Source organism: Empedobacter sp. UBA7494 (assembly GCF_002478465.1).
GTDB classification, from domain to species: domain Bacteria; phylum Bacteroidota; class Bacteroidia; order Flavobacteriales; family Weeksellaceae; genus Empedobacter; species Empedobacter falsenii_B.
In genome coordinates, this window is the sequence record NZ_DLOC01000078.1 from 1 (window position 1) to 26,661 (window position 26,661).

The 26,661-nt window shown below is 31.8% G+C and carries 24 protein-coding genes; 10 read left to right on the forward strand and 14 right to left on the reverse strand.

Features of this window, described 5'->3' with window-relative positions; translation table 11 throughout:
* Window positions 1-110: 110 nt before the first annotated feature.
* The 10 genes from B4E95_RS09275 to B4E95_RS09320 all read right to left on the reverse strand — a co-directional run bounded on the left by B4E95_RS09275 (window position 111) and on the right by B4E95_RS09320 (window position 10,147).
* Window positions 111-893 carry a nitrilase-related carbon-nitrogen hydrolase gene (locus tag B4E95_RS09275; protein WP_291068930.1) on the reverse strand — a complete coding sequence of 261 codons (783 nt, stop codon included), beginning with the start codon at window positions 891-893 and terminating at the stop codon, window positions 111-113.
* Window positions 877-1,542 (reverse strand): phosphatase PAP2 family protein, encoded by a 666-nt coding sequence (locus tag B4E95_RS09280; RefSeq protein ID WP_291091300.1) that lies wholly within the window; start codon window positions 1,540-1,542, stop codon window positions 877-879. Before B4E95_RS09280 ends, B4E95_RS09275 begins: the two co-directional genes overlap by 17 nt.
* 131 nt (window positions 1,543-1,673) lie before the next feature.
* Window positions 1,674-2,018, reverse strand: a complete 345-nt coding sequence (rplT, locus tag B4E95_RS09285; protein ID WP_038337134.1) for a 50S ribosomal protein L20 — start codon at window positions 2,016-2,018, stop codon at window positions 1,674-1,676.
* A gap of 95 nt (window positions 2,019-2,113) precedes the next feature.
* A complete protein-coding gene (gene rpmI, locus B4E95_RS09290; RefSeq protein ID WP_038337133.1) occupies window positions 2,114-2,311 on the reverse strand; it encodes a 50S ribosomal protein L35 in 198 nt (65 codons plus the stop codon).
* A 59-nt stretch (window positions 2,312-2,370) separates the two neighbouring features.
* A complete protein-coding gene (gene infC / locus B4E95_RS09295) occupies window positions 2,371-2,880 on the reverse strand; it encodes a translation initiation factor IF-3 (protein ID WP_236688239.1) in 510 nt (169 codons plus the stop codon).
* A gap of 59 nt (window positions 2,881-2,939) precedes the next feature.
* Window positions 2,940-4,862 (reverse strand): threonine--tRNA ligase, encoded by a 1,923-nt coding sequence (thrS, locus tag B4E95_RS09300; protein WP_038337131.1) that lies wholly within the window; start codon window positions 4,860-4,862, stop codon window positions 2,940-2,942.
* Window positions 4,863-5,016: 154 nt separating this feature from the next.
* Window positions 5,017-6,267, reverse strand: coding sequence for an endonuclease/exonuclease/phosphatase family protein (locus B4E95_RS09305; protein ID WP_291063541.1), 1,251 nt, complete (start codon window positions 6,265-6,267; stop codon window positions 5,017-5,019).
* A gap of 240 nt (window positions 6,268-6,507) precedes the next feature.
* Window positions 6,508-7,602: an LptF/LptG family permease gene (locus B4E95_RS09310; protein ID WP_291091302.1), complete on the reverse strand. Its 1,095-nt coding sequence runs from the start codon at window positions 7,600-7,602 to the stop codon at window positions 6,508-6,510.
* A gap of 1 nt (window position 7,603) precedes the next feature.
* Window positions 7,604-8,734: a tRNA guanosine(34) transglycosylase Tgt gene (gene tgt, locus B4E95_RS09315; RefSeq protein ID WP_291091304.1), complete on the reverse strand. Its 1,131-nt coding sequence runs from the start codon at window positions 8,732-8,734 to the stop codon at window positions 7,604-7,606.
* Window positions 8,735-8,845: 111 nt separating this feature from the next.
* Window positions 8,846-10,147, reverse strand: coding sequence for an OmpA family protein (locus tag B4E95_RS09320; protein ID WP_286495711.1), 1,302 nt, complete (start codon window positions 10,145-10,147; stop codon window positions 8,846-8,848).
* Between the two features lie 178 nt (window positions 10,148-10,325).
* On the opposite strand from B4E95_RS09320, the gene B4E95_RS09325 reads away from it, so the two are divergent.
* Entirely contained in the window at window positions 10,326-11,228 is a 903-nt protein-coding gene (locus B4E95_RS09325; RefSeq protein ID WP_180905406.1) for a mechanosensitive ion channel family protein, read from the forward strand.
* A complete protein-coding gene (locus B4E95_RS09330; protein WP_291091306.1) occupies window positions 11,228-12,484 on the forward strand; it encodes a D-alanyl-D-alanine carboxypeptidase/D-alanyl-D-alanine-endopeptidase in 1,257 nt (418 codons plus the stop codon). The genes B4E95_RS09325 and B4E95_RS09330 overlap by 1 nt, the downstream gene beginning before the upstream one ends.
* A gap of 49 nt (window positions 12,485-12,533) precedes the next feature.
* On the opposite strand, the gene B4E95_RS09335 is transcribed toward B4E95_RS09330, so the two are convergent.
* Window positions 12,534-13,007 carry a DUF6702 family protein gene (locus B4E95_RS09335; protein ID WP_291053057.1) on the reverse strand — a complete coding sequence of 158 codons (474 nt, stop codon included), beginning with the start codon at window positions 13,005-13,007 and terminating at the stop codon, window positions 12,534-12,536.
* Window positions 13,008-13,187: 180 nt separating this feature from the next.
* The gene (locus B4E95_RS09340) at window positions 13,188-13,601 is read right to left on the reverse strand and encodes a hypothetical protein (protein ID WP_125349592.1); all 414 of its coding nucleotides are present in this window, start codon (window positions 13,599-13,601) and stop codon (window positions 13,188-13,190) included.
* A gap of 135 nt (window positions 13,602-13,736) precedes the next feature.
* On the opposite strand from B4E95_RS09340, the gene trmB reads away from it, so the two are divergent.
* Both trmB and B4E95_RS09350 read left to right on the forward strand, forming a co-directional pair.
* On the forward strand, window positions 13,737-14,414 hold the full coding sequence (trmB, locus tag B4E95_RS09345; protein WP_125349591.1) for a tRNA (guanosine(46)-N7)-methyltransferase TrmB: 678 nt from the start codon (window positions 13,737-13,739) through the stop codon (window positions 14,412-14,414).
* Window positions 14,415-14,508: 94 nt separating this feature from the next.
* The gene (locus tag B4E95_RS09350) at window positions 14,509-15,960 is read left to right on the forward strand and encodes a M20/M25/M40 family metallo-hydrolase (RefSeq protein ID WP_291091307.1); all 1,452 of its coding nucleotides are present in this window, start codon (window positions 14,509-14,511) and stop codon (window positions 15,958-15,960) included.
* A 73-nt stretch (window positions 15,961-16,033) separates the two neighbouring features.
* Here B4E95_RS09350 and B4E95_RS09355 read toward each other — a convergent pair whose 3' ends face one another.
* Both B4E95_RS09355 and B4E95_RS09360 read right to left on the reverse strand, forming a co-directional pair.
* Complete coding sequence (locus tag B4E95_RS09355; RefSeq protein WP_114998676.1) at window positions 16,034-17,389, reverse strand: orotate phosphoribosyltransferase; 1,356 nt, start codon at window positions 17,387-17,389, stop codon at window positions 16,034-16,036.
* A gap of 159 nt (window positions 17,390-17,548) precedes the next feature.
* A complete protein-coding gene (locus B4E95_RS09360; RefSeq protein ID WP_286495705.1) occupies window positions 17,549-18,013 on the reverse strand; it encodes a hypothetical protein in 465 nt (154 codons plus the stop codon).
* A 125-nt stretch (window positions 18,014-18,138) separates the two neighbouring features.
* Here B4E95_RS09360 and B4E95_RS09365 point away from each other — a divergent pair, with 125 nt between their 5' ends.
* From B4E95_RS09365 to B4E95_RS09390, 6 genes are all read left to right on the forward strand, one after another.
* Window positions 18,139-19,257, forward strand: coding sequence for a C1 family peptidase (locus tag B4E95_RS09365; RefSeq protein WP_291091308.1), 1,119 nt, complete (start codon window positions 18,139-18,141; stop codon window positions 19,255-19,257).
* A 12-nt stretch (window positions 19,258-19,269) separates the two neighbouring features.
* On the forward strand, window positions 19,270-20,274 hold the full coding sequence (gene nadA / locus B4E95_RS09370) for a quinolinate synthase NadA (protein WP_291091310.1): 1,005 nt from the start codon (window positions 19,270-19,272) through the stop codon (window positions 20,272-20,274).
* Window positions 20,274-21,839 carry an L-aspartate oxidase gene (gene nadB / locus B4E95_RS09375; protein WP_291091312.1) on the forward strand — a complete coding sequence of 522 codons (1,566 nt, stop codon included), beginning with the start codon at window positions 20,274-20,276 and terminating at the stop codon, window positions 21,837-21,839. Before nadA ends, nadB begins: the two co-directional genes overlap by 1 nt.
* Window positions 21,839-22,729, forward strand: coding sequence for a hypothetical protein (locus tag B4E95_RS09380; RefSeq protein ID WP_291091314.1), 891 nt, complete (start codon window positions 21,839-21,841; stop codon window positions 22,727-22,729). The genes nadB and B4E95_RS09380 overlap by 1 nt, the downstream gene beginning before the upstream one ends.
* Window positions 22,729-23,592: a carboxylating nicotinate-nucleotide diphosphorylase gene (nadC, locus tag B4E95_RS09385; protein WP_291091315.1), complete on the forward strand. Its 864-nt coding sequence runs from the start codon at window positions 22,729-22,731 to the stop codon at window positions 23,590-23,592. Before B4E95_RS09380 ends, nadC begins: the two co-directional genes overlap by 1 nt.
* A gap of 466 nt (window positions 23,593-24,058) precedes the next feature.
* Window positions 24,059-26,515, forward strand: coding sequence for a TonB-dependent receptor (locus B4E95_RS09390; RefSeq protein ID WP_291091316.1), 2,457 nt, complete (start codon window positions 24,059-24,061; stop codon window positions 26,513-26,515).
* The last annotated feature ends 146 nt before the right edge of the window (window positions 26,516-26,661 follow it).

Consider the following 26,661-nt stretch of genomic DNA (forward strand, 5'->3'; position numbering starts at 1 on the left):
CCTGTAATCACTTCCAATTTTATTCTACAAAAGATTGCAACGGATAGCCCGACCGAAGGGAACGCCCAAATAATTCCATAAAAAAAGCCCAACCGAAGTTGAGCTTTTATTTATCCAAAATAAAATGAATCGCGATCATTTAGGAAATTAAAATGCTTTCGAGTTTTATCTTGTTCTTCTTTATCAATTTCGAATTGTAAAATTTCGGGATGATTGTTTATCGTTTTCAAATCCTGTCCCAAAGTATCAAACAGATGCGAATCGCCTTGATACTCGAGATTATAGCCATCTACACCAATTCTATTTACGCCAGCAAGAAAAGCCATATTTTCGATTGCTCGAGCTTTTAGGAGTGAAATCCAAGCTTCACGACGTGCTTTTGGCCAACTAGCGTTACAAAGTATCAAATCGTAGGGATTTTCCTCAGTATTGCGAATCCAAACTGGAAATCGTAGATCGTAGCAAACAATAGGACGAATTTGCCATCCTTTATAATCTATCGTTACAATTTTATCTCCAGCAGAATATACGCCAACTTCTTTTCCGTAACTGAACAAATGTTTCTTATCGTAAATGTAAATAGAGCCGCTTGGACAGATGAAATAAAATCGGTTATAGTATTTATCGTTTTCATGCGTAGAAATGCTTCCAGCAATCGCAGAATTCAATTCTTTGGCTTTGTGTTGCATCCATTCGAATGTTTCTCCAAAAGGCTTTTGACCAATTTTTTCTACATTCATAGAAAATCCCGAAGCAAACATTTCTGGTAACAATATAATATCGGTTTGATGATTGGTTAATAATTCATCTAAATAAGCGTGATTAGCTTTTGCATCTTCCCAGATTACATCGTATTGTATTAATGATATTTTAAGTTTATTTTGAATCTCCATTGTTAATAAATTTTTGATCTAATTTTGGTTTATTAGATTGATTGATGATGTAATACATAAAGATAAATATAAAAAAACCAATAAACGAACCGCCAACTGTATCAATCGCAAAATGGCGTGACAAGTAGATTCTACTAATTGCGATACTCGGAAAATGGAGCGCAAAAAATAATTGTAACCATCTGTTTTTGGTTAATAAACATAAAGTCATCGAAATTATTGCGGCTGTTAATGAATGTCCCGAAGGAAAAGTTGAAGCCATTTGTATCGCATAATCTTTGACTAGAATAATGTCTATTTTTTTCTGTGTAAAATAATATCCAGGACGTAAAACTTGTTCGAAATAGACATTCTTAAAAAAGACACTAATTGTTGTTGCAACTGCTCCAGAAGCTAATAAATAATAAAAATAACGACGAGTAGTTTTCCAAAATAGATAACCAAGAAGTATAAAAAATAAATAATAGGTTCCAAAATCGGTATAAAAAACAAAGAGTTTATCGAGATAATGATTGCTGTACTGATTAAAATGCAGATGTAATTCGTCGCGTCCATAATATTGCGTCATGGCGATTGCGGCAAAATTGTAGATAAAAAATACAACAAAAAATGGCCAAATTCTTAGAAATAAATCTTTTTGTTGATTCATTTGAGGGTTTTTAAATAATATTTATGATGAGATTCTAAAACAAGTTTAGAATGACATTCATTCAAATTTAAGCAAAAAAAAACTTGACTAAATAGCCAAGTTTTAAAACGTTTTAATATTGTTTAAAAAAATTATTTTACTTTTTCTACGATTGCTTTGAAAGCTTCTGGATTGTTCATCGCTAAGTCAGCTAAAACTTTACGATTTAATTCAATTCCAGCTTTGTGGATAGCTCCCATAAATTTAGAGTAAGACAATCCGTGTAATCTTGCTCCAGCGTTAATTCTTTGAATCCATAACGCACGGAAATTTCTTTTCTTTTGACGTCTATCGCGGTAAGCGTATACTAAACCTTTTTCTACTGCATTTTTAGCAACAGTCCAAACGTTTTTTCTTCTTCCGTAATATCCTTTTGCAAGTTTTAAAACTCTTTTTCTTCTAGCTCTTGACGCAACTGCGTTTACTGATCTTGGCATAATTTTTAATTTTTTTGTAGTGGGCGAGATTGCTCTGCTTTAAGGCCCATCGACAGGGTTAATAATGAATTAATAAACCAAATAAGAACACGTTCTTATTTTAATCTTAATTGTTGTTTTACTGAATGAACATCAGCTTGATCAACTAAACCAGTTTGAGTTAAATTTCTCTTTTGTTTAGTCTCTTTTTTTGTTAGGATGTGGCTTTTAAAAGCGTGTTTTCTTTTAATTTTACCTGTTCCTGTTAATTTGAAACGTTTTTTCGCTCCAGATTTTGTTTTTAATTTTGGCATGATTACAAATATTTAAAATTAAAACGTTTTTTATTTTTTGTAAGATGATAAGAACCTAATTATTTCTTAGGTCCCATCATCATAATCATTCTTTTACCTTCAAGTTTTGGCATTTGTTCTACTTTTCCAACATCTTCCAATTCTTGAGCTAAACGTAACAATAAGATTTCTCCTTGATCTTTAAAGATAATAGAACGTCCTTTGAAGAAAACATATGCTTTCAATTTTGAACCTTCTTCTAAGAAAGATCTTGCGTGACGTCTTTTGAATTCGTAATCATGATCATCTGTTTGAGGACCGAAACGAATTTCTTTTACGACAACTTTCTGCTGTTTAGCTTTAAGTTCTTTTTCTTTTTTCTTTTGTTCGTATAAGAATTTTTTGTACTCTACGACACGACAAACAGGTGGAATGGCTTTTTCACTGATCATTACCAAATCTAAACCTTGTTCTTCTGCAAGTTCTAAAGCTTTAGCTATTGGATATACACCAGGTTCTATACCTTCTCCAACAACGCGTACTTCTTTCGCGTCAATCTTATCATTGATCTTGTGTTGATCTTCCTTAATTACTCTGGCTGGACCTCTGCCGCCTTTTCTTCTAATTGCGATAGTTATTCTGTTTTAAATTATTTTAATTTGATTTGTTCTTTCATGAAGTCGATAAACGCTTGAATCGTCATCTCTCCTAAATCACCTTCTCCGTGTCTTCTTACAGAAACTGTACCGTTTTCTGCTTCTTTTTCACCGATGATTAACATGAAAGGAATTTTACCGATTTCGGCATCACGGATTTTTTTACCAGTTTTCTCGTTTCTACTGTCAATCAGTCCGTTAATTTCCTCTTCGGCCAGCAAATTTAATACTTTTTCTCCATATTCCACATATTTTTCACTAATTGGTAAAATTGTGAATAAATCTGGTGTTAACCAAAGTGGTAAATTACCTGCTGTATTTTCTAACAAAATGGCAATGAAACGTTCCATAGAGCCAAATGGCGCACGGTGAATCATTACTGGTCTGTGTTTTTCGTTGTCTGCTCCAGTGTAAGTTAAATCAAAACGTTCTGGTAAGTTATAATCCACTTGGATTGTTCCTAATTGCCATTGACGTCCTAATGCATCTTTCACCATAAAGTCTAACTTAGGTCCATAGAATGCAGCTTCGCCATATTCTACAACTGTTGGTAAACCTTTTTCTGCTGATGCTGTGATAATTGCTTGTTCAGCTTTTTCCCAGTTTTCATCAGATCCGATGTATTTTTCTTTATTCTCTGGATCTCTTAATGAGATTTGAGCCGAATAATTATCAAATCCAAGATTTGTAAATACATATAAAACTAAATCAATTACTTTTTTGAATTCTTCTAATAATTGATCTGGTGTACAGAATAAGTGAGCATCATCTTGAGTAAATCCACGAACACGCGTTAAACCGTGTAATTCTCCTGATTGTTCGTAACGGTAAACTGTACCAAATTCTGCATAACGTTTTGGTAAATCGCGGTACGACCATTGAGAAGTTTTGTAAATCTCACAGTGATGTGGACAGTTCATTGGTTTTAACAAGAATTCTTCTCCTTCGTTTGGTGTTTTAATTGGCTGAAAACTATCTGCACCATATTTAGCATAGTGACCAGAAGTCACATACAATTCTTTTTGACCAATGTGCGGAGAAATCACCATTTCGTAACCCATTTTTTGTTGCTCTTTCAATAAGAAGTTTTCTAATTTTCTTCTCAAAGCAGCTCCTTTTGGTAACCAAAGTGGTAAACCTGCACCAACTTTTTCAGAGAAAGCAAATAAACCTAGTTCTTTCCCTAGTTTACGGTGATCACGTTTTTTTGCTTCTTCTAATAACTCAAGATATTCTGTTAAATCTTTTTGTTTTGGGAATGTAATACCATAAACACGAGTCAACATTTTGTTTTTCTCATCTCCACGCCAATAAGCTCCCGCAACATTCAAGATTTTTGCAGCTTTCACAATTCCAGTGTTTGGAATGTGTCCACCACGACATAAATCTGTAAAATTATCGTGTGTACAGAATGTAATATCTCCATCATTTAAATTAGAAATTAATTCTGTTTTGTATTCATTGTCTTTGTACGTCTCTAATGCTTCTGCTTTTGAAACTGAATATAATTTGAATTCAGCTTTTTTCTTTGCATTCTCTAACATTGCTTTTTCTACTTTCGCAAAATCAGCTTCTGTAAATTTATCCTCACCAAAATCAACATCGTAATAGAAACCTTTGTCAATCGCAGGTCCAATAGTTAATTTAGCATTTGGATAAAACTCTAAAATAGCTTGCGCTAATAAGTGAGCAGATGAATGCCAAAAAGCTTTTTTACCCATTTCATCATTCCAGGTTAACAATTTGATCGTTGCATCTGTTGTGATTGGGGTTGTTGTTTCAACTTGTTGATCGTTTACTATAGCCGAAATTACATTACGTGCTAAACCTTCACTAATGCTTAGCGCCACGTCCATAGGAGTTACGCCACTCTCATACTGTTTTACACTTCCATCTGGAAGAGAAATGTTTATCATCTTACTTTTAGAATTTGTACTAAGATGCAAAATTACGAATTTTCTGCAAGTTGACGAAATTTTTAAAGAATTGATTTTAGCTAAAATATTAAGTAAATAGTTGAGCTATTGTTTTGAATGAAATTATCTTGTTTTCGATAAAACTTATATTGAATTATTTTTTTATAAACTTTAAAATCTCGCTCGATTCTTTTGTTTTAATATAATAAATTCCAGCCACTAAGCCTTGACAATCAACCGTAATATTTGACTGATTATTAATACGAACCGATTTTATAATTTGTCCAACTGAATTGTAAAAAAAAAGTATATTATTTTGAGCATGTAATTGAGTTTTATCAACTCCTATTATAATTTTATCATTCGTGATATTTGCTGATTGCAACCAGATAAAAGGTTTTGATTCAATTGATGTTGTACTTAAATTCTCATGAATTTTAAATTGCATGACAATAGGTAAATGATCGCTCATGTTATACAAATTAGTTCGTAAAGTTTGTGAGTAGGTACCCGTACAATTAGGATCTTTAACGTCTTTATTCAAACAATCTCCATTATTTCCATACGCTTTATAACTATTGTTTATAAAAGAAAAACGTGAGCTGTTTTTGAAATTTTCGCTCATCATAATAAAATCAAAGCGATCGTCCAAACCGCCACTTGCCCCTGCATTAGTTCCGCTTCCAAAACCTATGTTAGAAACGCGAGTACTTTGAGTGTGTAAATAGCTAAAAGCTGGATTGTCTTGCCAACTTCCAGGTGCATTTAATGGATCAATCATCAAAATAGCATTTGCTGGATTGATAATTTCTTGATATGCTGGTTCTGATGAATTATAAAAATTAAAATCTCCAGCAAAAAGAACATATGTATTAGGTTGCGTTAATTTTTTCAAGGATTTTGTGACTTCTTGCACCATTTCCAAACGCATTTGACGATTTGCAGGTCCTGTACTCGATTTTAGATGCGCAACAAAAACTTCTAAATGAATAGGATCGTTTGAAGTAATATTTAATTGAAAAGAATAATGATTGATGTCGCGATAAACTGTTGGGATTTTTTGTTGATTAACTAACGCCAATTTACGTGTATTATAAAAAACCATTGTTTGTAACGGATCATCTAATTTCGTTGTATCAGCTACAAAAAGTGCGCGAGCAAATTTATCAGGTTGATTTTGCAAAGATGTATTTAAGATTAAATCAGCGCCATTTTCTGTTACTAATTCACAAATCATAAATAAATCTGGTTTGTATTCGTCTAAAATATCTCTTAAGATCAATTGACGATTTTGAGGAAGTGAATTCGGAAATTTGAACACATTATAAAACATTGTATTTAATGTTTCTTGTGAAAAAATAGAAACCGAAAGGATTAAAAATAAAAGGAGTAAATTTTTTTTCATATCAATTGATTTTAGTTTTACACTTCAATTTTTTTTAAATCTAAGAAATTAATTTAGAATATCTTAAAGTTAATTATTATCAATTAAATAAAAAATTTTATTTCTGAAAACTGACGAATTTAAGAAGAATTATTTTAGTTAAATTATTGTGAGTTTTTAGATGGATTCAATAAATTATTTACTTGTATTGTTGATACAAAAAAAATCCAGTTCTTTTTAGAACTGGATTTTTGAAATATTTTATGAACGTGCTCGTCTGAAATATAAAAACAAAGTTAGTAATCCGAAGACGATGTTTGGTATCCATGAGGCGACAAGTGGAGACACATATCCTTTTTCGGAAAACGTAGATGTTGTTTGCGAAAAGAAAATGTAGACAAACGCTAGTGAGATACCAACTGCAAGATTGATTCCGATTCCTCCACGACGTTTTTTAGATGAAAGCGATAGAGCCAAAAGTGTCAAAATAATAGTTGAAAATGGACCGCTCAAACGATTATTTAATTCATTTTCGTATGTATTTACATTGGCAGAACCTTTTGCTTTTTGTTTCTGAATAAATTCATTCAATTCGAAGGTATTCATTGTTTCAGCAACATATTCTTCTGGTAAAATTTCGTCTGGAGAAGCTGGTAACTTCAAATTTGTATTGGCTTCGTAATTTAACTTTTCCGTTTTATCTTTGTTAATATCGCGCGTGTAAACACTCATTAATGCATAAGTAGAATCTTTGTCGTTCCAATTAAAACTTGAGGCAATGATTTGTTTTTTTAATTCAGTTGAATCAAATTTTTGGTAGACAAAAGAGCTTCCCAATTTTTCGGTTCTATCATAACTATCCACAAAAACATATTCTTTTGGGGAAATTTGCGAACCAATACGTTGTCTTTTGTAATATTCTTCCTTTTTTGAATTGCTGAGCATATGAACATACTCATATTTATTTTTTTTGATATTAGCCCATGGCAAAACAATGTTTCCAATAACTAAGGCTGAAACAGCTAAAAATATAGCCACCCAAACATAAGGAAGGGTAAATCGATAAAAACTAATTCCACCCGAAAGTACACCTACAATTTCGGTTTGCATCGTTAAACGCGATGTAAAATAGATCACGGAGATGAAAACAGCAATCGGTAAAAAGGTGTTGATAATCCAAATTGACCAATAAGGGTAAAATTCGGTTAATGCAGAATATGCAGTAGAACCACTATCATTAATACGTCCTAATTTTTGACTAAGATCGACAATTACGGCGATAGTAGATAAAATCAAAACCATAAAGATGAAGGTTCCGATAAAGTTTCGGATGATGTATTTATCAATTATTTTCAAACTATAGACGTTGTTTTAATTGTGGAACAATTTGTTCTTTCCATTGAGCGAAATCTCCTGCTAAGATATGTTCTCTTGCCACTCTTACCAAATCTAAATAAAAGGCAAGGTTATGAACTGATGCAATTTGTTTTCCTAAAGCTTCGTTGGCATTGAACAAATGACGAACATAGGCTTTTGTGTAATAACTATCCACATAGCTTGTCCCGTTTTCGTCTAATGGTTCGAAACAATCTTTCCATTTTGCATTTTTCATATTCATAACACCATTCCACGTGAACAACATGGCGTTACGCGCATTACGAGTTGGCATAACACAGTCGAACATATCAACTCCTAAAGCAATACATTCGATGATATTCCAAGGTGTTCCAACTCCCATTAAATAACGAGGTTTGTCTTGTGGAAGAATTTCTGTTACGATATCCGTCATTTCGTACATCACAGGTTCTGGTTCACCCACAGATAATCCACCAATTGCATTTCCTTCTGCACCGAAATCCGCAATATATTTTGCTGATTCTTGACGCAAATCTTTGAAATCATTTCCTTGTACAATAGGGAAAAGCGTTTGTTTGTGATCGTAATATTCAGGGTTATTGTTTAACCAAGTTCTACAACGCTCCAACCAACGATGTGTAACATGCATGGCACGTTTCGCATCATGATATTTTGCAGGAATTCCTGTTAATTCATCAAAAGCCATAAAAATATCTGCTCCGATGTAACGTTGGATTTCCATTGATTTCTCTGGTGTAAACATATGGTAAGAACCATCGATATGCGATTTGAAACGCACACCTTCTTCAGATTTTTTACGACTTGTTGCTAAAGAATACACTTGGAATCCTCCAGAATCTGTTAAGATTGGTTTTTGCCAATTCATAAATTTATGTAATCCTCCCGCTCTGTGCAAAATATCAGTTCCTGGACGCAAATACAAATGATAAGTATTTCCAAGAATGATTTGGGCTTTAATATCTTCTTCTAATTCACGTTGGTGAACAGATTTTACTGTACCAACCGTACCAACTGGCATAAAAATAGGTGTTTCGATTTTACCATGATCGGTTTCTACAACACCAGCTCTTGCCTTAGAAAATTCGTCTTTTTTATCGATTGAAAATTTCATAGTGTGCAAAGATATTAATTGTTTAGCTTGTTGCGAGTTGGTTTCGAAAAAAATAACAAAAAAATAAGGATAAAGTAGCCTTTACCCTTATTTGGAAATTTTATGAAATGATTATTTTGTGAAACGTAATGACATTTTGCGATCAGAAGCTCTTTCTGAGTCAGAAGCTGTTTCAGCTACTTTTGCAAATTCTTCTCCGTAACCTTCGGCAGCAATAACTTGCGCACCAACACCACGTTTTGTTAATTCAGCTTTTAAGTAATCTGCTCTTTTTTGAGAGATTACTTTGTTTTTCGCATCATCACCAACTTTATCTGTGTATGCTCCAAGTTTAATTTTTGCAGTTGGGTATTTTTTCAAAATTGCAGCAACATTATCTAATTGAACGTCAGAACCTGGCTCTAATTGATCTGTTTTACCAAAAACGAAGTTGACATTATCAAAGTTGAACCATTTTTCTTTCAATTGATCTTCTGTCATTGTTGCAAAATCTGGCGCTTTGATAAATTTGATAATTTGATCTTCTAATCCATTTGCGTATCCTTTCAAAGCAACACCATCTAAATCAATATCAGATAATTCTTTTGGCGCAGCGTTTAGAGAATCAGTATTCAATGAATCAACTACAATTTCAGTTTCTTCTGTAACAACTGTTTTTTCTTCGTCTTTATTACATTTTTTTAATAAGAAAAAGGCTGCTAAAGCAAGTAGGATCAATGGAATTAACCATTTCCAAAAACCTCCGCCACCATTGTTGTTATGAGTTTCTGCGTAAGCATCAACTGGCGCTACATAAGGTTTTTCTTCCGGTTCTACATCAACTACTTTTCTTGTTTCTGTAATAGTTTCAGTTACATGATCTTTTGCAACATCTATTGTTTCAGTGATTTTAGGCGCATCATTAAACATTGTTCCTAAACCTAAAGCTCCAAGTCCTAAACCAGTTGGAATTAATCCTAAAATTTTATCTTTAATTCCTCCTAAAGATGAAAAGAAATCAGCTTCTGTTACATTGTTAAATTCGGCTTCTTTTCCAATGGATCCAAAGGTTGTTAAAGCTGTTAAGTCTAATAATTTTGAAGATGAACCTGTCGAAATCCCTGCATATTCAGCAATTTTAGAAACGATTGGTTGAGCATTCGAACCAAAAATAACATTGATTAATTCTTTAATCGTGTCGGGTGTTTCTTGTTCTGTCGAAATATTTGCTAATCCACGAGAAGCACCAAAAGATTTGATGGTATGAAATAAGCCTGTAGTAGAATTCTTTTTTTCTAAAACACCTCCTAAAAGAATAGGAATAAATGCATTGATTGCTTTAGAAATTCCCGATTCATTTTCACCTAATTCTGATGAAGTTTTCGAGATCAAATCTGGGGTAATATACCCTTTTACTAATTCAATAATGTTCATAGATTTTAATTTTTAATTATAGCCTTTTTTAAGTTGTAATTTGTTCTTAACGAATATTGTACCAATATTCATATTTATTAAAATTAGTTAAAAAAAATGATAATTTTTCTATTTTTTTGAAAAGATGTTAGATTGGAACTAATTTTATCAACTGAATTACTAATAAAAAAGAATAATTATGCAAGAGCAAGACAAAGTAGATAGTTTGCAAGATGTAATAACAACACCATTTAAGGATTTAGAAAACTTTACACAATGGTTATTAACGAAGGGTTCTGAAGTTGGATGGAGCTTAGTTTCTGCTTTATTAACCTTAATAATTGGTTTTTGGGTAACAGGTAAACTTGTCAAGTTAATCGAAAAAAGAATGGTTGCACGAAATGTCGATTTATCAATTCGCACGTTTTTAATTCCAATTCTTAATATATTATTCAAAGCTATTGTATTAACTTTTGTTGTAGGGCGATTAGGTTTTAATGCTTCTGGTTTTGTTGCAGCTTTAGGAGGTGTTGGTTTAGCAGTTGGTTTAGCTTTGCAAGGTTCTTTATCAAATTTTGCAGCAGGAATTTTAATTATTCTTTTCAAACCTTTCAAAGTTGGAGATTATATCGTATCGCAAGGAAATGAAGGAAGTGTAGAGTCGATAAATTTACTAAATACAGTAATTGCAACTGCAAAAGGACAGATCATAACTTTGCCAAATGGGAATTTATTTAACAATCCAATTACCAATTATTCTGTAAAAGAATATCGCCGATTAGATGTAAATGTTGGTATTTCTTATGATGATGATTTTGACAAAGCGCGCGAAGTTTTGTTGAATGTTTTAGAGAAAAATGAATTGGTTGATGATACACAATCTAAAACGGTTGAGATTCTAGAATTTGCTGCAAGTTCTGTGAATTTGGCTGTGCGTTGTTATGTGAAAAATAGCGATTATTGGACAGCTTATTGGCAATTGTATCGCGCGGTAAAATATGCGTTAGACGACAACAATATCTCGATGCCTTATCCACATACAGAAATGATTATTAAAAACGAATCGAACTCGTCAACAATTCCTTTCGAGAACAAAGATTAATGAAGTATTTACTTACCATATTATCAATTTTTTTGTCTGCGCATCTTTTTGCGCAGACCGAATTAATTGAGAAACATCTCAATTCTGATTTCTATTCCACTCAATTCACGGGATTTTATTTATATGATCCAATTACGAAAGAAGAAATTTATAATTATAACGGAAACAAATTTTTTATTCCAGCTTCTAACACCAAAATTTTTACGTTGTATACAGCGATGAAAATGTTAAATGATTCGATTCCTGCATTCAAATATCAGTTGATTGGTGACGAATTGCATATCGAAGGAACTGGAGATCCAACTTTTTTGCATCCAAAATATAAAAATACACGAGCGTTAGATTTCTTGAAAAGTAATGGTTCTAAAATTGTTTTTCATTGGAATAATTTCGACGAAGAATCTTTTTTACCAGGTTGGACTTGGGACGATTTTAGAAAAGATTATGCGCCAGAAAGAAGTCAGTTTCCGATTCATGAAAATTTAGTTTCAATTTCGAAAAATGGAAGTTCAATCAAAACATTTCCAACATATTTTGAAGAATTAACAGAAATTAGAGAAATGCCAGAGCCGAGGAATTTCTATGACAATAAATTTTATATCAGCAATAAAAAACGAACAGAAAAAGTTCCTTTTATTGTGAATGAAACGGTAATAGAAAAATCGTTGTCGCAAATTTTGGGTAAACCTGTTGATATGGTCAAAACGCCAATGGTCAATAATCCGAAAGTGTTTTATAGTCAGAAATCAGATGATGTTTACCGCGAAATGATGGAAAATAGCGATAATTTTTTGGCAGAACATTTATTGATTTTAGCTTCGAGTACTTTACCAGGAAAACTGAGCGCTTCTGAAACGATTACCTTTTCGAAAAGATATTTGTTGAATGATTTGAAACAACAACCAGAGTGGTTTGACGGTTCGGGATTATCGCGTTATAATTTGTTTACACCACAAAGTTTTGCACAGGTTTTAGGGAAAATGTATAACGAATTTCCTGAGCAACGTTTGTTTTCTATTTTCCCAATCGGTGGTAAAACGGGAACAATCAAAAATAGATACAAAGATTCGGCGCAACCTTATATTTATGCCAAAACAGGAACGTTGAACAATAATGTAACGTTGAGTGGTTATTTGAAAACGAAATCTGGAAGAACGTTAATTTTTAGTTTGATGAATAATAATTCAATCAAAGATTTATCTTGGATTCGAAATGAGAATGAAAAGTTATTGCGAATTATTAGAGATAATTATTAAGCATATTTGAAATAAAAAAGCCTTCCAAAATCGGAAGGCTTTTGCTTTATTAGAAAGACATCTTTACGGTGTCGTTATTTCCTGTTAATACTTTTGTGTCTTTTTTATTTTTGACATCAAAGGTTACAATGTTTTGTTGATCATTAAAAATATCTGTCAACAAAGCTACTTTTAGTTCTATCGAGTTGATATTAGAAATTTTATCAAACTTAAAAAAAACTCGTGTCGATTTATCATTTACCTGATAACCATAATAAGAAGTTCCCAAAGCTTTACCATTTACTTTGACATCAACTTTACTATTTACATACGCTTTCAACTTGTTTTCGAAGTTAGATTTGTTCGAAACATCTGCACCAACGGCTTTTTCCAACTGATTGGTAAATGAACGTGCAGTGATATTTAAAGTTCCGGTTTCTTGTTCGTAATCAACCTTGATATTTGCTGTATGAAAATCTTGAGCGTTTAGGTTAAAAGTTACTAAAACCAAAAGCAAAGAGAATAGATATTTTATATATTTCATTTTCTTTCTTAGTTTGTACAAGTCTATTTCAAATCGAGTGCCAAAGATTCTTAAAATTTAAAAGAAAGCTTTAGCGACTTGTTAATAACGAAATTAGAATAAAAAAATTATAAATCACATAAAAATATAAAAAGAGTATTAATAACTTAATACTCTTTTCTATGAATTTATTCTAAATTTTTAAGCAAACCAAACATGGTAAGGAATTCTACTTAAAATACAAACTAAACCAATAATTGCAAAGACTGCAACGCTCATTGGTACAGTTGTAGATCGTTTCAATTTTGCATTCGCAATTGTCATAAAAACAACACCTGCAATCATCATCATAGGGTGTTCAACAAAAGTTAATCTCAAGCCAGAATCTTTCATTATTCCTGATGGTTCCAAAGCAGAAAACATCATAATATAGTAGACTAATCCAAGTAATAATTGAACGTGAAAAGTAATGGTTGTAAATAACCCGATTTTTTTAATTGTTGCGTTTGTATCTTTTTTAGAAATCGCATAAATTAATGTTGAAATCACAAAGATAACGCCCATCAAAATCACAAGATAAGCCCAGCCACTATGAAATTGTTTGATAAAATCCATTTTTCTAATTTTAGTTTTTCAATACAAAAATAACAAACCTTTTTACATAAATACTATTTGATGATATTTATGTGTTTTCAGAACAGTTTTTTAGATTAAGCAAAATCTCGTAATTTCGCGCAAAATATATCCGAAATGGGAAAAGATAAAATCAGAAGATTTAACGAAAATAAAACTTTTCAGAATGTTGTGCAACCAACACGAGAAGAGGCGATTAACGAGTTTGCATTAAAAGGAAATTGGAACAAAGAATTTTTCAAGAACGATAATCCAATTGTGTTAGAACTTGGATGCGGAAAAGGAGAATATACAGTTGCAATGGCACGTCGTGACAAGGATCGTAATTTTATCGGAGTAGATATTAAAGGATCAAGATTTTGGCGTGGTGCTAAGACTTGTTTGGATGAAGGAATTGAAAATGCTGGATTTCTTCGAACTCAAATCGAAATTATCGATCATCTTTTTGCTGAAAATGAAGTGAGTGAAATTTGGATTACTTTCCCAGATCCACAAATCAAATACAGAAGAACAAAACATCGTTTAACAGATCCTGAATTTTTGAGACGTTATAATACTATCTTGAAACCAGAAGGAACAGTAAACTTAAAAACGGACTCTGAATTTTTACACGGATATACACATGGTGTTATTCACATCGAAGGACACGAAGTGATTCGTTCTACACACGATGTTTATCACCCAGATCATTCAGATATTCCAGAAATTGTAACAGCTGTACAAACATATTATGAATCGAAATTTTTGGAAGAAGGTAAAAAGATTACCTATATAAAGTTTCAATTAAAATATTAATAAAAAATCCATCGAAAGATGGATTTTTTTATTTGAAATAAATTTGATAAAAGTTTATTAATCATATATTTGTTTTACATTAATATGATTTTTTATGAAAACTAAACTTTTACTACTTACCACATTTTTATTGAATGGGCTTTATTCTTTTGCGCAATCCAGAGAAAACTTCATTTTTGCGACAATGGAGACTGAGAATGCCGCTTTTTTACAAAAAAATCATACGGATTCTATTGAAATAATTTCTTCAAAAAATAATTTTTCTGCTATTTATTTTCATCCAGAAATTGCTGAAAGTTTACATGGGAAATTTGCGCATGGACATGGTTATATTTTTAGAAATTCGAAAGAAGATGCACTACAATCACTTCAAGAAAAGCCATCTCAGAAAAAAGCACCTTTCAATTATACAATATCAGAACAAGTTTTTATAACTACGGCATTGAATGATGTTGATGTGAAAGAAATTGAGAAAACAATTTTGATGTTAGAAGATTTCAAAACGCGTTATCATACACGACAAGAAGCAAATAATGCGGTTCTTAAATTGAAAGAAGTTTGGGTGAAAATGATTGCTGATGTAGGACGAACTGACGTATTTGTAAGAATCGTTGATCATGTGAATACGCCAATGAAGTCGTTGATTTTGACTTTTAATGGAATTGAAAAGAAAGATGAATTTGTGATTATTGGAGGTCATGCCGATTCGACTGTTGGTTGGAATGCAAATCAAACTTTTGCACCAGGAGCAGATGATAATGCATCTGGAATTGCAACAATTACAGAAGTTTTACGTGTGTTGTTAAAAAATAATTTCAAACCGCAACGAACTACCGAAATTATGGCTTATGCAGCAGAAGAAATAGGTTTGGTAGGGTCGAAAGAAATTGCGCAGAAATACGCTTCGGAGAATAAAAATGTAATAGGTTATGTACAATTTGATATGACGAATTACAAAGGTTCTGCAAAGGATGTTATTTTGATGACGGATGCTTATTGTGATGCAAATCTCAATTCGTTTTTGATGAAATTGATGTACGAATATAACACAACTGGTTTGCATCAATTTACATATGATACGTCAAAATGTGGTTATGGATGTTCTGATCATTTTAGTTGGTACGAAAATGGTTTTGCAGCAACTTTACCTTTTGAAGCTAAAATGGGAGAAGATAATCCTTATATACATTCTGTAAACGATACCTATGCTTCAATGGGAAGTACGTCTACACACGCAGCAAAATTTACGAAATTAGGAATTGAATATGTGGTTGAAGCGGCTAAGACCTCAACTTTAGGAACAAATGATGTCGATAAAAATTCGTCTAAAATTTTTGTTTCAAATAAAATATTGAGTTATCAACTAAATTTTAATGCATCAATTTCGATAAAAATTATAGATGCAACTGGACGAACTGTTAAAATGTTTAATTCTGATCAATCAAACGGAAGTGTAAATTTGTCTAATTTATCAACAGGGTTTTATATAGCTACAATTAATGACAATCAAGGAAATTCTATTTCTCATAAATTTGTATTGAAGTAAAATTCAAACGAAATAAAAAACAAAAAGCAAGCTTAATTTAGCTTGCTTTATATTTTTAAAATTTATCTAAATCTTAGTTATTCAAACTTTGTAAGTAAGAAACCCAACCTAAAGTTTGGTATTCTTTAGCTGCAGTTTTTACATCAGCAGCTTTGTAAATTCCACGACCAACAATCATAAAGTCTGTGTGGTAATTTTTGAAAACCAATTCAGGCGTATTGTACTGTTGTCCTTTATTATCTCCAGTCGAAGAAATATTAACACCAGGTGTAAACAACAACAAGTTATCAGGAACTTGGCGTTGCGCAACAGCTCCCAAAACATTTCCAGATTGTTCCGAAACATTAATTGCTTTTGTAAAGTAATAATCGTCTGTCAATGTTCCTTTCGAAGACATTTCTACAATTGTGATTACGCCTGTATTTTCGAAAACTTTTAATGATTCTAAACCTCCAATTGGATGAACAGTTACTAAATCTGCCCAATCAGAAATTTTATAAATCGATTTCTTGAATTGTAATTCTTGTGTATTTCCGATATCACCAAATTTACGGTCTTCGAATAATAAGAATTCTTTTTCGCGTGCGATTTTTTTCAATTCAACAATTAAATTGTCCGAAAAATCTTGAATAATATCTGAATGTAATTTTAAAGCAACAACATGATCACCAACTTTACCAGCGAAATCAATAATTTCTTCAGAAGTAATTAAATCAGCAGAAGCAATCAAGTTTGATTGTTTTTTAAGTGCTAATTCAACTAAACGTTTTCCAACTGGATGTACAATTTTTTTGTTTTCCAATGCAATACGTTGTTTTGCAGGAGCCGCTTCTGGAGGTAAAGCTAAAAAGTCTTTGATTTTTTTCGCTTCATCATCACTCAAACGGTGATATTTATGTAAAATATCGATTACTTCGTGAATTGTAAATAACGTTTTCACGTTGTACCCTTGTTCTTTTAATTTGTCTGAACCACCTTGTGCACGGTCTAAAACAACAACCAAATCTTTTACACGTAAACCTTCGCGTTCAACTTGATCAATTGTTTCTAATAAAGATTGTCCAGATGTAATTACATCTTCTACTAAAAGACAAGATTGTCCTTCTGCAAAAACACCTTCTACCATACGTTTAGTACCGTAACCTTTGTTTTCTTTACGTTTGATAATCAAAGGAATATTCGATGTTAAACTCATTGTAGTCGCCATTGGTAATGCTGCGTAAGGCACTCCACAAATCAAGTCGTATTCTACATCTTCAACTAAATCTAATAAATTGTTTGCTAAAGTTTTTAGTAATTGTGGACTCGAAGCTAAAGGTCTTAAATCGACATAGAAAGGAGATTCTATACCACTTTTTAAAGTAAAATTTCCAAATTTTATAATTCCCAGCTCGTAAGCTTTCAATAAAAAATCTTCTCTTGGTTGCATCTGTGTAATGTTTGAGCAAAGTTAATAGGTTTTTGAGTCATTTATGGCATTTTCACGAAAATTAATTTTAAGATGAATAAAAATTGAATATTTATACTGATTTGATTTATAATTTGTTCGAAAAATGAAATATTATGTATTTAAAATAAATGAAAATTTTTAATTAATGTTATTTTTTATTGAATCAATAGTACATCTTATGTTTTCTAAATCTTCTTCGCTATTAAATGTAAAATTATCACCAAAAGGATCAATAGCTCTTGATATAAAAAAGAACTTTTTGTTATTTATTTTGATATAATTTAAATATGGAAGTACAAATTGATTAATTTCTTGAACTTCATTAAGATTAAATGTTTTTTTTGAAAATACCTTTTTAATTGTAAGTTGGTTAATGTTATTATCTAACACTATTTCATTAATCTGATAATTAATCCGAATAAAAACACATAAAATTAGTATAAATGAAATACAAAAAATCAAGACATCATATTTATTTTTTGCAATTATTTCGTCTAAATAAGTGAAAATAATTACTGAAGTAAATAGAATTAATATGTTTAAAACAATTATAATAAGCACATTATAAAAACTATTATATTTTCTACTAATATATTCTTTCATTTATAAGAATTAAATATTTACGTAAAAATATAATTTTTATGTAATTCAGAAAAGAAGTTTTCGTTCTACATTTTATAATAAAACTTCATAAAATAACTTTACTTTTGAAATCTATACAAACACAAATGAAAAAATATATATTCTCTAGCATCGCTTTTGTAAGTATGTTGGTTTCGGCACAAGAAACACCTTTCAAATTTAAGGAATTAGTTAATAATTCTGCACTTCCTATTATTTCGCAAGGAAAAACGGGAACTTGTTGGTCATTTTCGACAACTTCTTTTTTAGAATCGGAAGTGAAGCGTTTGACAGGAAAAGATGTCGATTTATCGGAAATGTATAATGTGCGTTTTACTTATCCTGTAAAAGCGTATAATTATGTATATCGCCAAGGAAAAGCACAGTTTAGTCAAGGAGGTTTGTCGCATGATGTTTTAAATTCGGTTCGTAAAAATGGATTAGTTCCAAACGAAGTTTATGCAGGTTTTGCGAATGGAACAGATGTGAAGCATAACCACGAAATGTTGGTAAAAGATTTGAAAGTTGGATTAGATTCGATTGTAAAAAATCCTAAAAAATATTTAACAGCAGATTGGAAATCAAAATTTGATCAAAAATTGAATGATAAATTAGGTGTTCCTCCAACAAAATTTAAGTTCGAAGGAAAAGAATATACACCACAAGAATTTGCAAAAGCCTTGAAAATAAATCCTGATGATTATGTAACCTTGACATCTTTTCAGCAAGCGCCATATTATTCACAATTTATTTTACAAGTGCCAGATAATTTCTCAAATGGTTCATATTATAATTTACCATTAGATGAATACATGAAAGTATTGGACGAAGCGTTATATAAAGGATATACAGCGGCTTTTGATACAGATGTTTCTGAAAAAACATTTTCTAAAAAATATGGAATGGCAATTTGGCCTTCAGAAGGTTTAGAATCAGATTATTTTGTTCAGATTTTACCTGAAAAATGGGTTTCTGCTGATGAGCGTCAAGCTGCTTTTGAAGATTATTCGACAGAAGACGACCATTTAATGCATATTACGGGAATTTTGAAAGATCAATTGGGAAATCAATATTATGATGTGAAAAATTCTTGGGGAACAACAGATTTAGGAAATAATGGACATATTTATATGTCGAAACCATTTTTCAGAATGAAATCAATTGCTTTTACACTGCACAAAGATGCGTTGTCAAAAGAAGTGAAAAAGCAATTAGGTGTTAAATAAAATCACTCACAAATGAATACATTAGAACAAGCGATAGAAAAGTTAGATTATAAAGGTTATTTGGATGTTGAAATTCCAAAAGGAACTGATTTGATTGCGGAAATCAATAAATTACGCAAAGAGAAAAATGCGGTGATTTTGGCGCATTATTATCAGTCAGGAGAAATTCAGGATTTAGCAGATTATTTAGGTGATTCGTTACAATTGGCACGTGCTGCTGCAAAAACTGAAGCTGATATGATTGTTTTTTGTGGTGTTCATTTTATGGCAGAAGCTGCAAAGATTTTGAACCCTTCTAAAAAAGTTGTTTTACCCGATACAAAAGCGGGTTGTTCTTTAGCAGATTCTTGTTCGGCAGAAGGTTTACGTGGTTTGCGTGAGCAACATCCAAATGCGATTGTAGTGAGTTATATCAATTGTGATGCGGGTGTTAAAGCGGAATCAGATATTATTGTTACTTCTTCTAATGCGGAAGCGATTATTAATTCGTTGCCAGAAGAGCAAGAAATTATTTTTGCTCCAGATCGTAATTTAGGTCGATACTTAAATCAAGTTTGTAATCGCAAAATGATTTTGTGGGACGGTGCTTGTATCGTACATGAGGCGTTTTCTTTGGAAAGAGTTGCACAACAAATGGCTGATCATCCAAATGCTAAATTAATTGCGCATCCAGAAGCGCAAGAAGATTTATTGAAATTCGCACATTTCATTGGCTCAACGTCTCGTTTGTTAGATTATGTGGTAGAAAATGATGCGCAAGAATTTATTGTGGCAACGGAAGAAGGAATTTTACACGAAATGCAAAAACTTGCTCCGAATAAAACATTAATTCCAGCTTTGGTTCAAGATGAATCGTGTAATTGTTCTGAATGTTTTTATATGAAATTATCAACATTAGAAAAATTATATCTGTGCATGAAATATGAATTGCCAGAAATTCAAATAGAAGAAGAATTACGAGTTAAAGCGTTAGCTGCAATTAATAGAATGTTAGATTTATCAGAAAAAATCAAATAATGGCTATTCAAGATGTATTAGTCATTGGTTCTGGAATTGCTGGACTTTCGTATGCGTTGAAAATCGCGATTCGAAATCCTGATACGAAAATTACCATTGTAACCAAAGCAAATAAAGACGAAACCAATACGAAATATGCGCAAGGCGGAGTAGCTGTTGTGAGCGATTTCGAGAAAGATAGTTTCGAGAAACATATCGAAGATACGCTTCGTGCAGGAGATGGTTTGTGTAAGTTGGAAGCGGCTGAGGTTGTCGTAAAAGAAGCACCAGAACGTATCAATGAAATTATAGATTGGGGCGTTCGTTTTGATAAAAATAACGAAGGAATTTATGACCTTGGTCGTGAAGGTGGACATACCGAAAACAGAATTGTTCATCATAAAGATGTGACAGGTTGGGAGATTGAGCGCGCGATGTTAGAAGCAATCAAAGAATATCCAAATATTCAAGTTTTTACGCATCATTTTGTAGTAGATTTGATTACAGAACATCATTTGAATCGTGATATAGCAGAGAAAACAACATGTTTTGGTGCATATATTTTAGATTTGAATACAGATAAAGTTGAACAACATTTAGCCAAAGTAACTTTGTTAGCAACAGGCGGAGTTGGTCATGTTTATAAAAATACGACGAATCCAATCATTGCAACTGGCGATGGAATTGGGTTGGCTCGACGTGCGAAAGCAACCGTTTCGGGAATGCAATTTATTCAGTTTCATCCAACGGCTTTTTACAGCGAATTTGATGGACAGTTATTTCTGATTTCGGAAGCTGTTCGTGGTTTTGGTGCGAAATTGCGTACGAAAGATGGCCAGTTGTTTATGCACAAATATGATGAACGTGAAGAATTGGCTTCTCGTGATATTGTGGCGCGTGCGATTGATAATGAAATGAAATTGCGCGGAGATGATTATGTTTATATTGATTGTCGACACTTAGAGAAAGAAAAATTCTTGGAACATTTCCCTAATATTTACGAAAAATGTAAATCCGAAGGCTACGATATGTTTACCGAATTGGTTCCGGTTGTTCCTGCTTCGCATTATTTGTGTGGTGGAATTGACGTCGATTTAGAAGGAAAAACATCTATCGAGAATTTGTTTGCGGTTGGCGAATGTTCTAATACGGGTTTACATGGTGCAAATCGTTTGGCTTCGAATTCGTTGTTAGAAGCGATGGTTTTTGGTCATCGTGCAGCGTTAAAAACGGTCGATTTATTAAATGATAATCAATTTTCGATTTATAATTTTGAGTTTCCAGAATGGAACGAAGAAGGAATGAAAGTGCAAGAAGAATTAGTATTGATTTCTTATTTACGCAAACAATTACAAGCGATGATGAGCGAATTGGTCGGAATTGTACGAAGCGATAATCGTTTGCAAATTGCACAAAATCGTATCAATGAAATCGAGAAAATGGTCAAAGAAATTTATTATTTTACGATTGTTTCACCTAAAATTTTAGAACTTCGAAATTTGGTTGATGTCGCACATTTAATCATTGAGCAAAGTATCAATCAAAAAGAAAATCGAGGAACTTTTTATAACAAAGATTTTAATTAATGAAGAAATTATTTCTGTTCGTTACATGTTTTGCAATGAGTTTTTCTTTTGCTCAAAATTCGAAAGAAAAACAAAACGTAAGTTTGACTTTTGGTAAAGAAGCCAAGAAAGCGGTTGTGTATTTTGGTTGTGAAAATTTAAAAGAAAATAGCGAGCTACAAGCATGTATGAACAAAAATTTGAATCAAGATATTCAAACTCAAATTTCATTCTTTTCTAATATTGCTGATTATCTTCATATCGAAACTGCTCAATCTAAATTAGGTTTTAAAATTAATGAAGATGGTAATTTTGGAGATGTCTCGACTGATGGTTCGAATCCAATTTTTAATAGTGTAGCATTGTCTAGTTTAGTTTTGTTGAATAATAAAATGGAGCGAGCTAATCTAAAAATAACTCCTGCAAAAGGAGTTGATGAAAAAGCAGTTGCAATGAAATATACAATGCCTTTGCGTTACGAATCGGCAGAAAAAAATAATGATTTTGAGAAGTTTCCTTCGGAAAATCGTGTATTGTTTACTTTAAAAACTGATGAAGAAACGATTGAAGTAAGAATTGATAAAGAATTTAATTTAACAACTTTTGGTAATAACGGAAGTCGGGAATATTATTTAGGAAAGTTTTCTAATCTTTTCGAAATGGCTTCTATCGATCCTTATGCAACCGCTTTTGATGCGGCTTTCAAATCTGGAGCAATAGATATTACAAAAGGTAAAATTGATGACAAAGAATATAAACTTCAGATCAAAAATTTCTTCGAAAATGATCCTTCAGTACAAGTGTTGATTACTGTTGTGCGCGAAGAAAATGGTACTTGGGCCGAGTATTACGAATACAAAACCAAGAAAGAATTTAATCAATCAAAATTTGCATCCTTAACATATAGATAATGAATTTTCCTCCATATATCACACAAGAAAAATTACAACTTTTTATTCGTCAAGCTTTTTTGGAAGATGTTGGCGATGGCGACCATTCAACGTTAGCGTCGGTTCCGTATGATGCAATTCAAGAAGCGGAACTGAAAGTGAAAGATAACGGAATAATTGCTGGAATTGAATTAACGAAAATTATTTTTGATACGTTTGATCCATCTTTAAAAATAGAACAATATAAAAATGATGGCGATAAAGTACAATTTGGAGATGTTGCTTTCAAAGTAAAAGGATCTTCACAATCAATTTTAACTTGCGAACGATTAGCGTTGAATTGTATGCAGAGAATGTCTGGAATTGCAACTTATGCGCACGAAATGATGGAATTGGTAAGCGGAACAAATGCCAAAATTTTGGATACACGAAAAACAACACCTAATTTCCGAATGATCGAAAAATGGGCAGTTAAAATTGGAGGAGCAGAGAATCATCGTTTTGGTTTATACGATATGGTGATGTTAAAAGATAATCATGTCGATTTTTGTGGAAATATTACAAAAGCGGTTGCGCAAACCAAAGATTATTTGTCAAAACATCATTTACATTTAAAAATAGAAGTGGAAACGCGTAATATGGATGAGGTAAAAGAAGCTTTGGATGCAAATGTAGATTTTATTATGTTGGATAATTTTGATCTTGAAACGATGAAAGAAGCGGTTCAATATATAAATGGGCGAATAAAAACGGAAGCTTCGGGCGGAATTACAAAAGAATCTGTTCGAGCAATTGCCGAAACGGGTGTTGATTTTATTTCTTCTGGTGCGATTATTCATTCCGCTCCCAACTTTGACTTGAGTTTAAAAGCTGTTAAGGCTTGATTTCTTTAACATTTTAATTTTTTTGTTGTAGTAAGAATACTAAATAATAGATTTTAACGTTAGCTATATTGTATTTGAATAATTTATTTTGAAAATTTATTAGTATCAGCTTATAAATAAAAAAGTTATTGGATAATATTTTATTAATACTGATTCTAAATAATTGTTTTTTGCTTGAATTTTTACTTTTTTTTTAAAAAAAAATCAGTGTACGTTGATAATTAATGTTAAAAATTAACATTTTCATTATGTTAATTTTTAATTAAATATTAAATAATCTTTAATATTTAATACAATTACTTCATGTAATTTAAAATATTGATAAAATATCGACTGTTTTGAATAAAATACTGTAAATAATATTTAAAATGTTAATTGATTTTATAAAATTTTACCATAATTTAACAATAATCTCATTTAAAGTATAGAAATTTGCAGTAGTAAACTTTTAAAACTATTTCATAAGATGAGGTTAAACTCAACTAAGCTTTTACTAGTAGGAGCTTTTGCCTTAATGGCATCATTATCTTTCGCCCAAGTTGTTGAACCAACAGATTCTACAAAGGTTGAACAAGGCGAAAACGTATCTTTAGGAGAAACATTAATCATTGGTAAAGGAGTTATCGATATTGTAGAGGATCGTAAAACACCAGTTGCTGTTTCTACAATTACGAAACAAGAAATTCAAGATAAAGCAGTTGGTAATGTAGAGTTTCCTGAGATTATGGCAAATACGCCATCTGTATATGTATCTGATCAATCTGCAGGTTTTGGTGATTCTCACATGTATTTGCGTGGATTTACGGAACAAAACACTGCTTTTTTATTGAATGGGCAACCAATCAATGGAATGGAAGATGGAAACATCTATTGGTCTAACTGGTCTGCAATGACTGAAGTTGCAAATGCAGTTCAGATTCAACGAGGTTTAGGATCTTCTAAATTGGCAATTTCTTCTGTAGGTGGTACAGTAAATATTATTACGAAAGCAACAGAGAGAAAACAAGGTGGTTTTGCTCGTTTTGTAGCAGGAAATGATTCTTATTTTGGAGGAACAATTTCTTATGATACAGGATTAAAAGGAAAATGGGGATTCTCTATTTTATTAAACCACTGGCAAGCACACCGTAAGTTTGCACAAGGTACAGAAGGTAGTGGGCAAGCGTATTTCGTTTCTGTAGGTTATAAACCAAATGAACGTCATAATCTTAACTTTATGATTTTTGGTGCACCACAAGAGCATGGTCAAAATTATTCTACTAAGAATCAAAAACAATGGGCTGATGCAGAAAAATATGGTTACGGAAGAAAGTATAATACAACATATGGTTATTATAAAGGAGAGGGTGAAAACTTAAGAACTAACTATTATCACAAACCTGTAGCTAACTTAAACTGGGATTGGACAATTAATGAAAATATGAATTTATCTACTGTTGCTTATGCGTCATTAGGAACAGGAGGAGGAACTTCTGGAGTAGGTAGAGCGTCAAGTACATTGAAAAATGGATTAGTTGACTTTGATTTAATTGAACAAAATAATCTTTTAGATCAAGATGGTATTGGAAACAACGGAGGAGTTGATATTAATGGAAAATCAATTAATAATGGCGCTATTCGTTCATCAGTTAATAACCATTTTTGGTATGGAGGAGTAACTAATTTAACTTACGATACAAAGACTGGTTTAACATTTAATGTGGGTGCTGATGTTCGTTTTTATGAAGGTCGTCATTTCCAACAAATGGTTAATTTATTTGGATTAAAAGGATGGAATGAAAAAAATAAATATTCTGGACAAAATGTAGTTGTCAATGAAACTTTTTCTACAAATCCATGGAAAGCATTGTTTAAATATGCAGACCCTAGTCAAAGAACAAATCGTGATTATAGCGAAAATATTAATTATCAAGGAGGTTTTGGACAGGCAGAATATACTGTAGGCGGTTTTTCTGTATTTGTACAAGGAGCAGTATCTAATCAGTCGTACCAAAAATTCGATCGTTGGAATTATGGAGGAGTCGAAAAAGAATCTGATAAAGTAAGTAAATTAGGATGGAATGTAAAAGGAGGTATGGCATATTCATTCTTAAAAGATCATGCTGTCTTTGTTAATGCTGGACGATATTCTCGTCAACCGTTTTTAGATAACATATTTGCGTTTAATACAGTGGATATACAAGAACCTAAGGTTGATAACGAAGAAATTACAGGTTTAGAAGCAGGATATCGTTTCAAGACAAGGACTTTAAATGTTAATATTAATGCTTATTATACTAAATGGGCTAACAGATTCTTGTTGATGGATTACGGACAAGAGCAGATTAAAGATCAAAACGGTCAAGTTATTGAAGAATTTAGTTTTTCTGAATATGCAAATGATGTAACTCAAGTTCATAAAGGAATTGAAATTGACTTTGATGCTAAAGTTGTGCGTAACTGGACTTTAAGAGGTTTTATGTCTATTGGAGATTGGAAATATGATGGTAAAACTCCTATGCAACGTAGAAATAACGATGCTGGAACTATTATTAAGCAATATGATGCTGTAGATTTATCAGGTATTAAAGTTGGTGATGCTGCCCAATTTACATTTGGTATGGGAACAAAAGTTGATGTAACTAAAAACTTATCATTTGATACAGATTTTAATTATTATGCAAGAGTTTATTCTCAAGTTGATGCTGAAGCTGCAATTGATGCAATTACAAATGGTAAAGAATACGCGCCAAACAAATTGCGCCCTTATGCAAAAGTAGATTTTGGAGCAAGTTATCAAGTTAAATTTGGTTCTCAGAAAATAAGATTTAGAGGAAATATTAAGAACTTATTTAATGACCAATATATTATTCGTGAGAATAAAAATGGTCAGGGATGGGGATTAGGTAGAACTTGGAATGCAAGTGTTGCATATAGTTTCTAATAAGAATTAAAATTTCTTATATATAAAGTGGACTTAGTATTAAGTCCACTTTTTTTATGAGTTATTGTGTTATAATTAATTATCATAAATTAATAAAACATTAAAATTTTATTTATATTAAATCTAAATAAATTTATTTTAAGAAT

Coding starts and splice junctions, on each gene's coding strand:
- B4E95_RS09325 (WP_180905406.1), top strand. CDS start 10,326: ATGCAAGAGCAAGACAAAGTAGATAGTTTGCAAGATGTAATAACAACA.
- thrS (WP_038337131.1), bottom strand. CDS start 4,862: ATGATAAACATTTCTCTTCCAGATGGAAGTGTAAAACAGTATGAGAGT.
- B4E95_RS09280 (WP_291091300.1), bottom strand. CDS start 1,542: ATGAATCAACAAAAAGATTTATTTCTAAGAATTTGGCCATTTTTTGTT.
- nadB (WP_291091312.1), top strand. CDS start 20,274: ATGGCTATTCAAGATGTATTAGTCATTGGTTCTGGAATTGCTGGACTT.
- B4E95_RS09275 (WP_291068930.1), bottom strand. CDS start 893: ATGGAGATTCAAAATAAACTTAAAATATCATTAATACAATACGATGTA.
- nadC (WP_291091315.1), top strand. CDS start 22,729: ATGAATTTTCCTCCATATATCACACAAGAAAAATTACAACTTTTTATT.
- B4E95_RS09320 (WP_286495711.1), bottom strand. CDS start 10,147: ATGAACATTATTGAATTAGTAAAAGGGTATATTACCCCAGATTTGATC.
- rpmI (WP_038337133.1), bottom strand. CDS start 2,311: ATGCCAAAATTAAAAACAAAATCTGGAGCGAAAAAACGTTTCAAATTA.
- B4E95_RS09330 (WP_291091306.1), top strand. CDS start 11,228: ATGAAGTATTTACTTACCATATTATCAATTTTTTTGTCTGCGCATCTT.
- tgt (WP_291091304.1), bottom strand. CDS start 8,734: ATGAAATTTTCAATCGATAAAAAAGACGAATTTTCTAAGGCAAGAGCT.
- B4E95_RS09305 (WP_291063541.1), bottom strand. CDS start 6,267: ATGAAAAAAAATTTACTCCTTTTATTTTTAATCCTTTCGGTTTCTATT.
- B4E95_RS09355 (WP_114998676.1), bottom strand. CDS start 17,389: ATGCAACCAAGAGAAGATTTTTTATTGAAAGCTTACGAGCTGGGAATT.
- B4E95_RS09390 (WP_291091316.1), top strand. CDS start 24,059: ATGAGGTTAAACTCAACTAAGCTTTTACTAGTAGGAGCTTTTGCCTTA.
- B4E95_RS09335 (WP_291053057.1), bottom strand. CDS start 13,007: ATGAAATATATAAAATATCTATTCTCTTTGCTTTTGGTTTTAGTAACT.
- rplT (WP_038337134.1), bottom strand. CDS start 2,018: ATGCCAAGATCAGTAAACGCAGTTGCGTCAAGAGCTAGAAGAAAAAGA.
- B4E95_RS09360 (WP_286495705.1), bottom strand. CDS start 18,013: ATGAAAGAATATATTAGTAGAAAATATAATAGTTTTTATAATGTGCTT.
- B4E95_RS09380 (WP_291091314.1), top strand. CDS start 21,839: ATGAAGAAATTATTTCTGTTCGTTACATGTTTTGCAATGAGTTTTTCT.
- nadA (WP_291091310.1), top strand. CDS start 19,270: ATGAATACATTAGAACAAGCGATAGAAAAGTTAGATTATAAAGGTTAT.
- B4E95_RS09340 (WP_125349592.1), bottom strand. CDS start 13,601: ATGGATTTTATCAAACAATTTCATAGTGGCTGGGCTTATCTTGTGATT.
- B4E95_RS09365 (WP_291091308.1), top strand. CDS start 18,139: ATGAAAAAATATATATTCTCTAGCATCGCTTTTGTAAGTATGTTGGTT.
- trmB (WP_125349591.1), top strand. CDS start 13,737: ATGGGAAAAGATAAAATCAGAAGATTTAACGAAAATAAAACTTTTCAG.
- B4E95_RS09350 (WP_291091307.1), top strand. CDS start 14,509: ATGAAAACTAAACTTTTACTACTTACCACATTTTTATTGAATGGGCTT.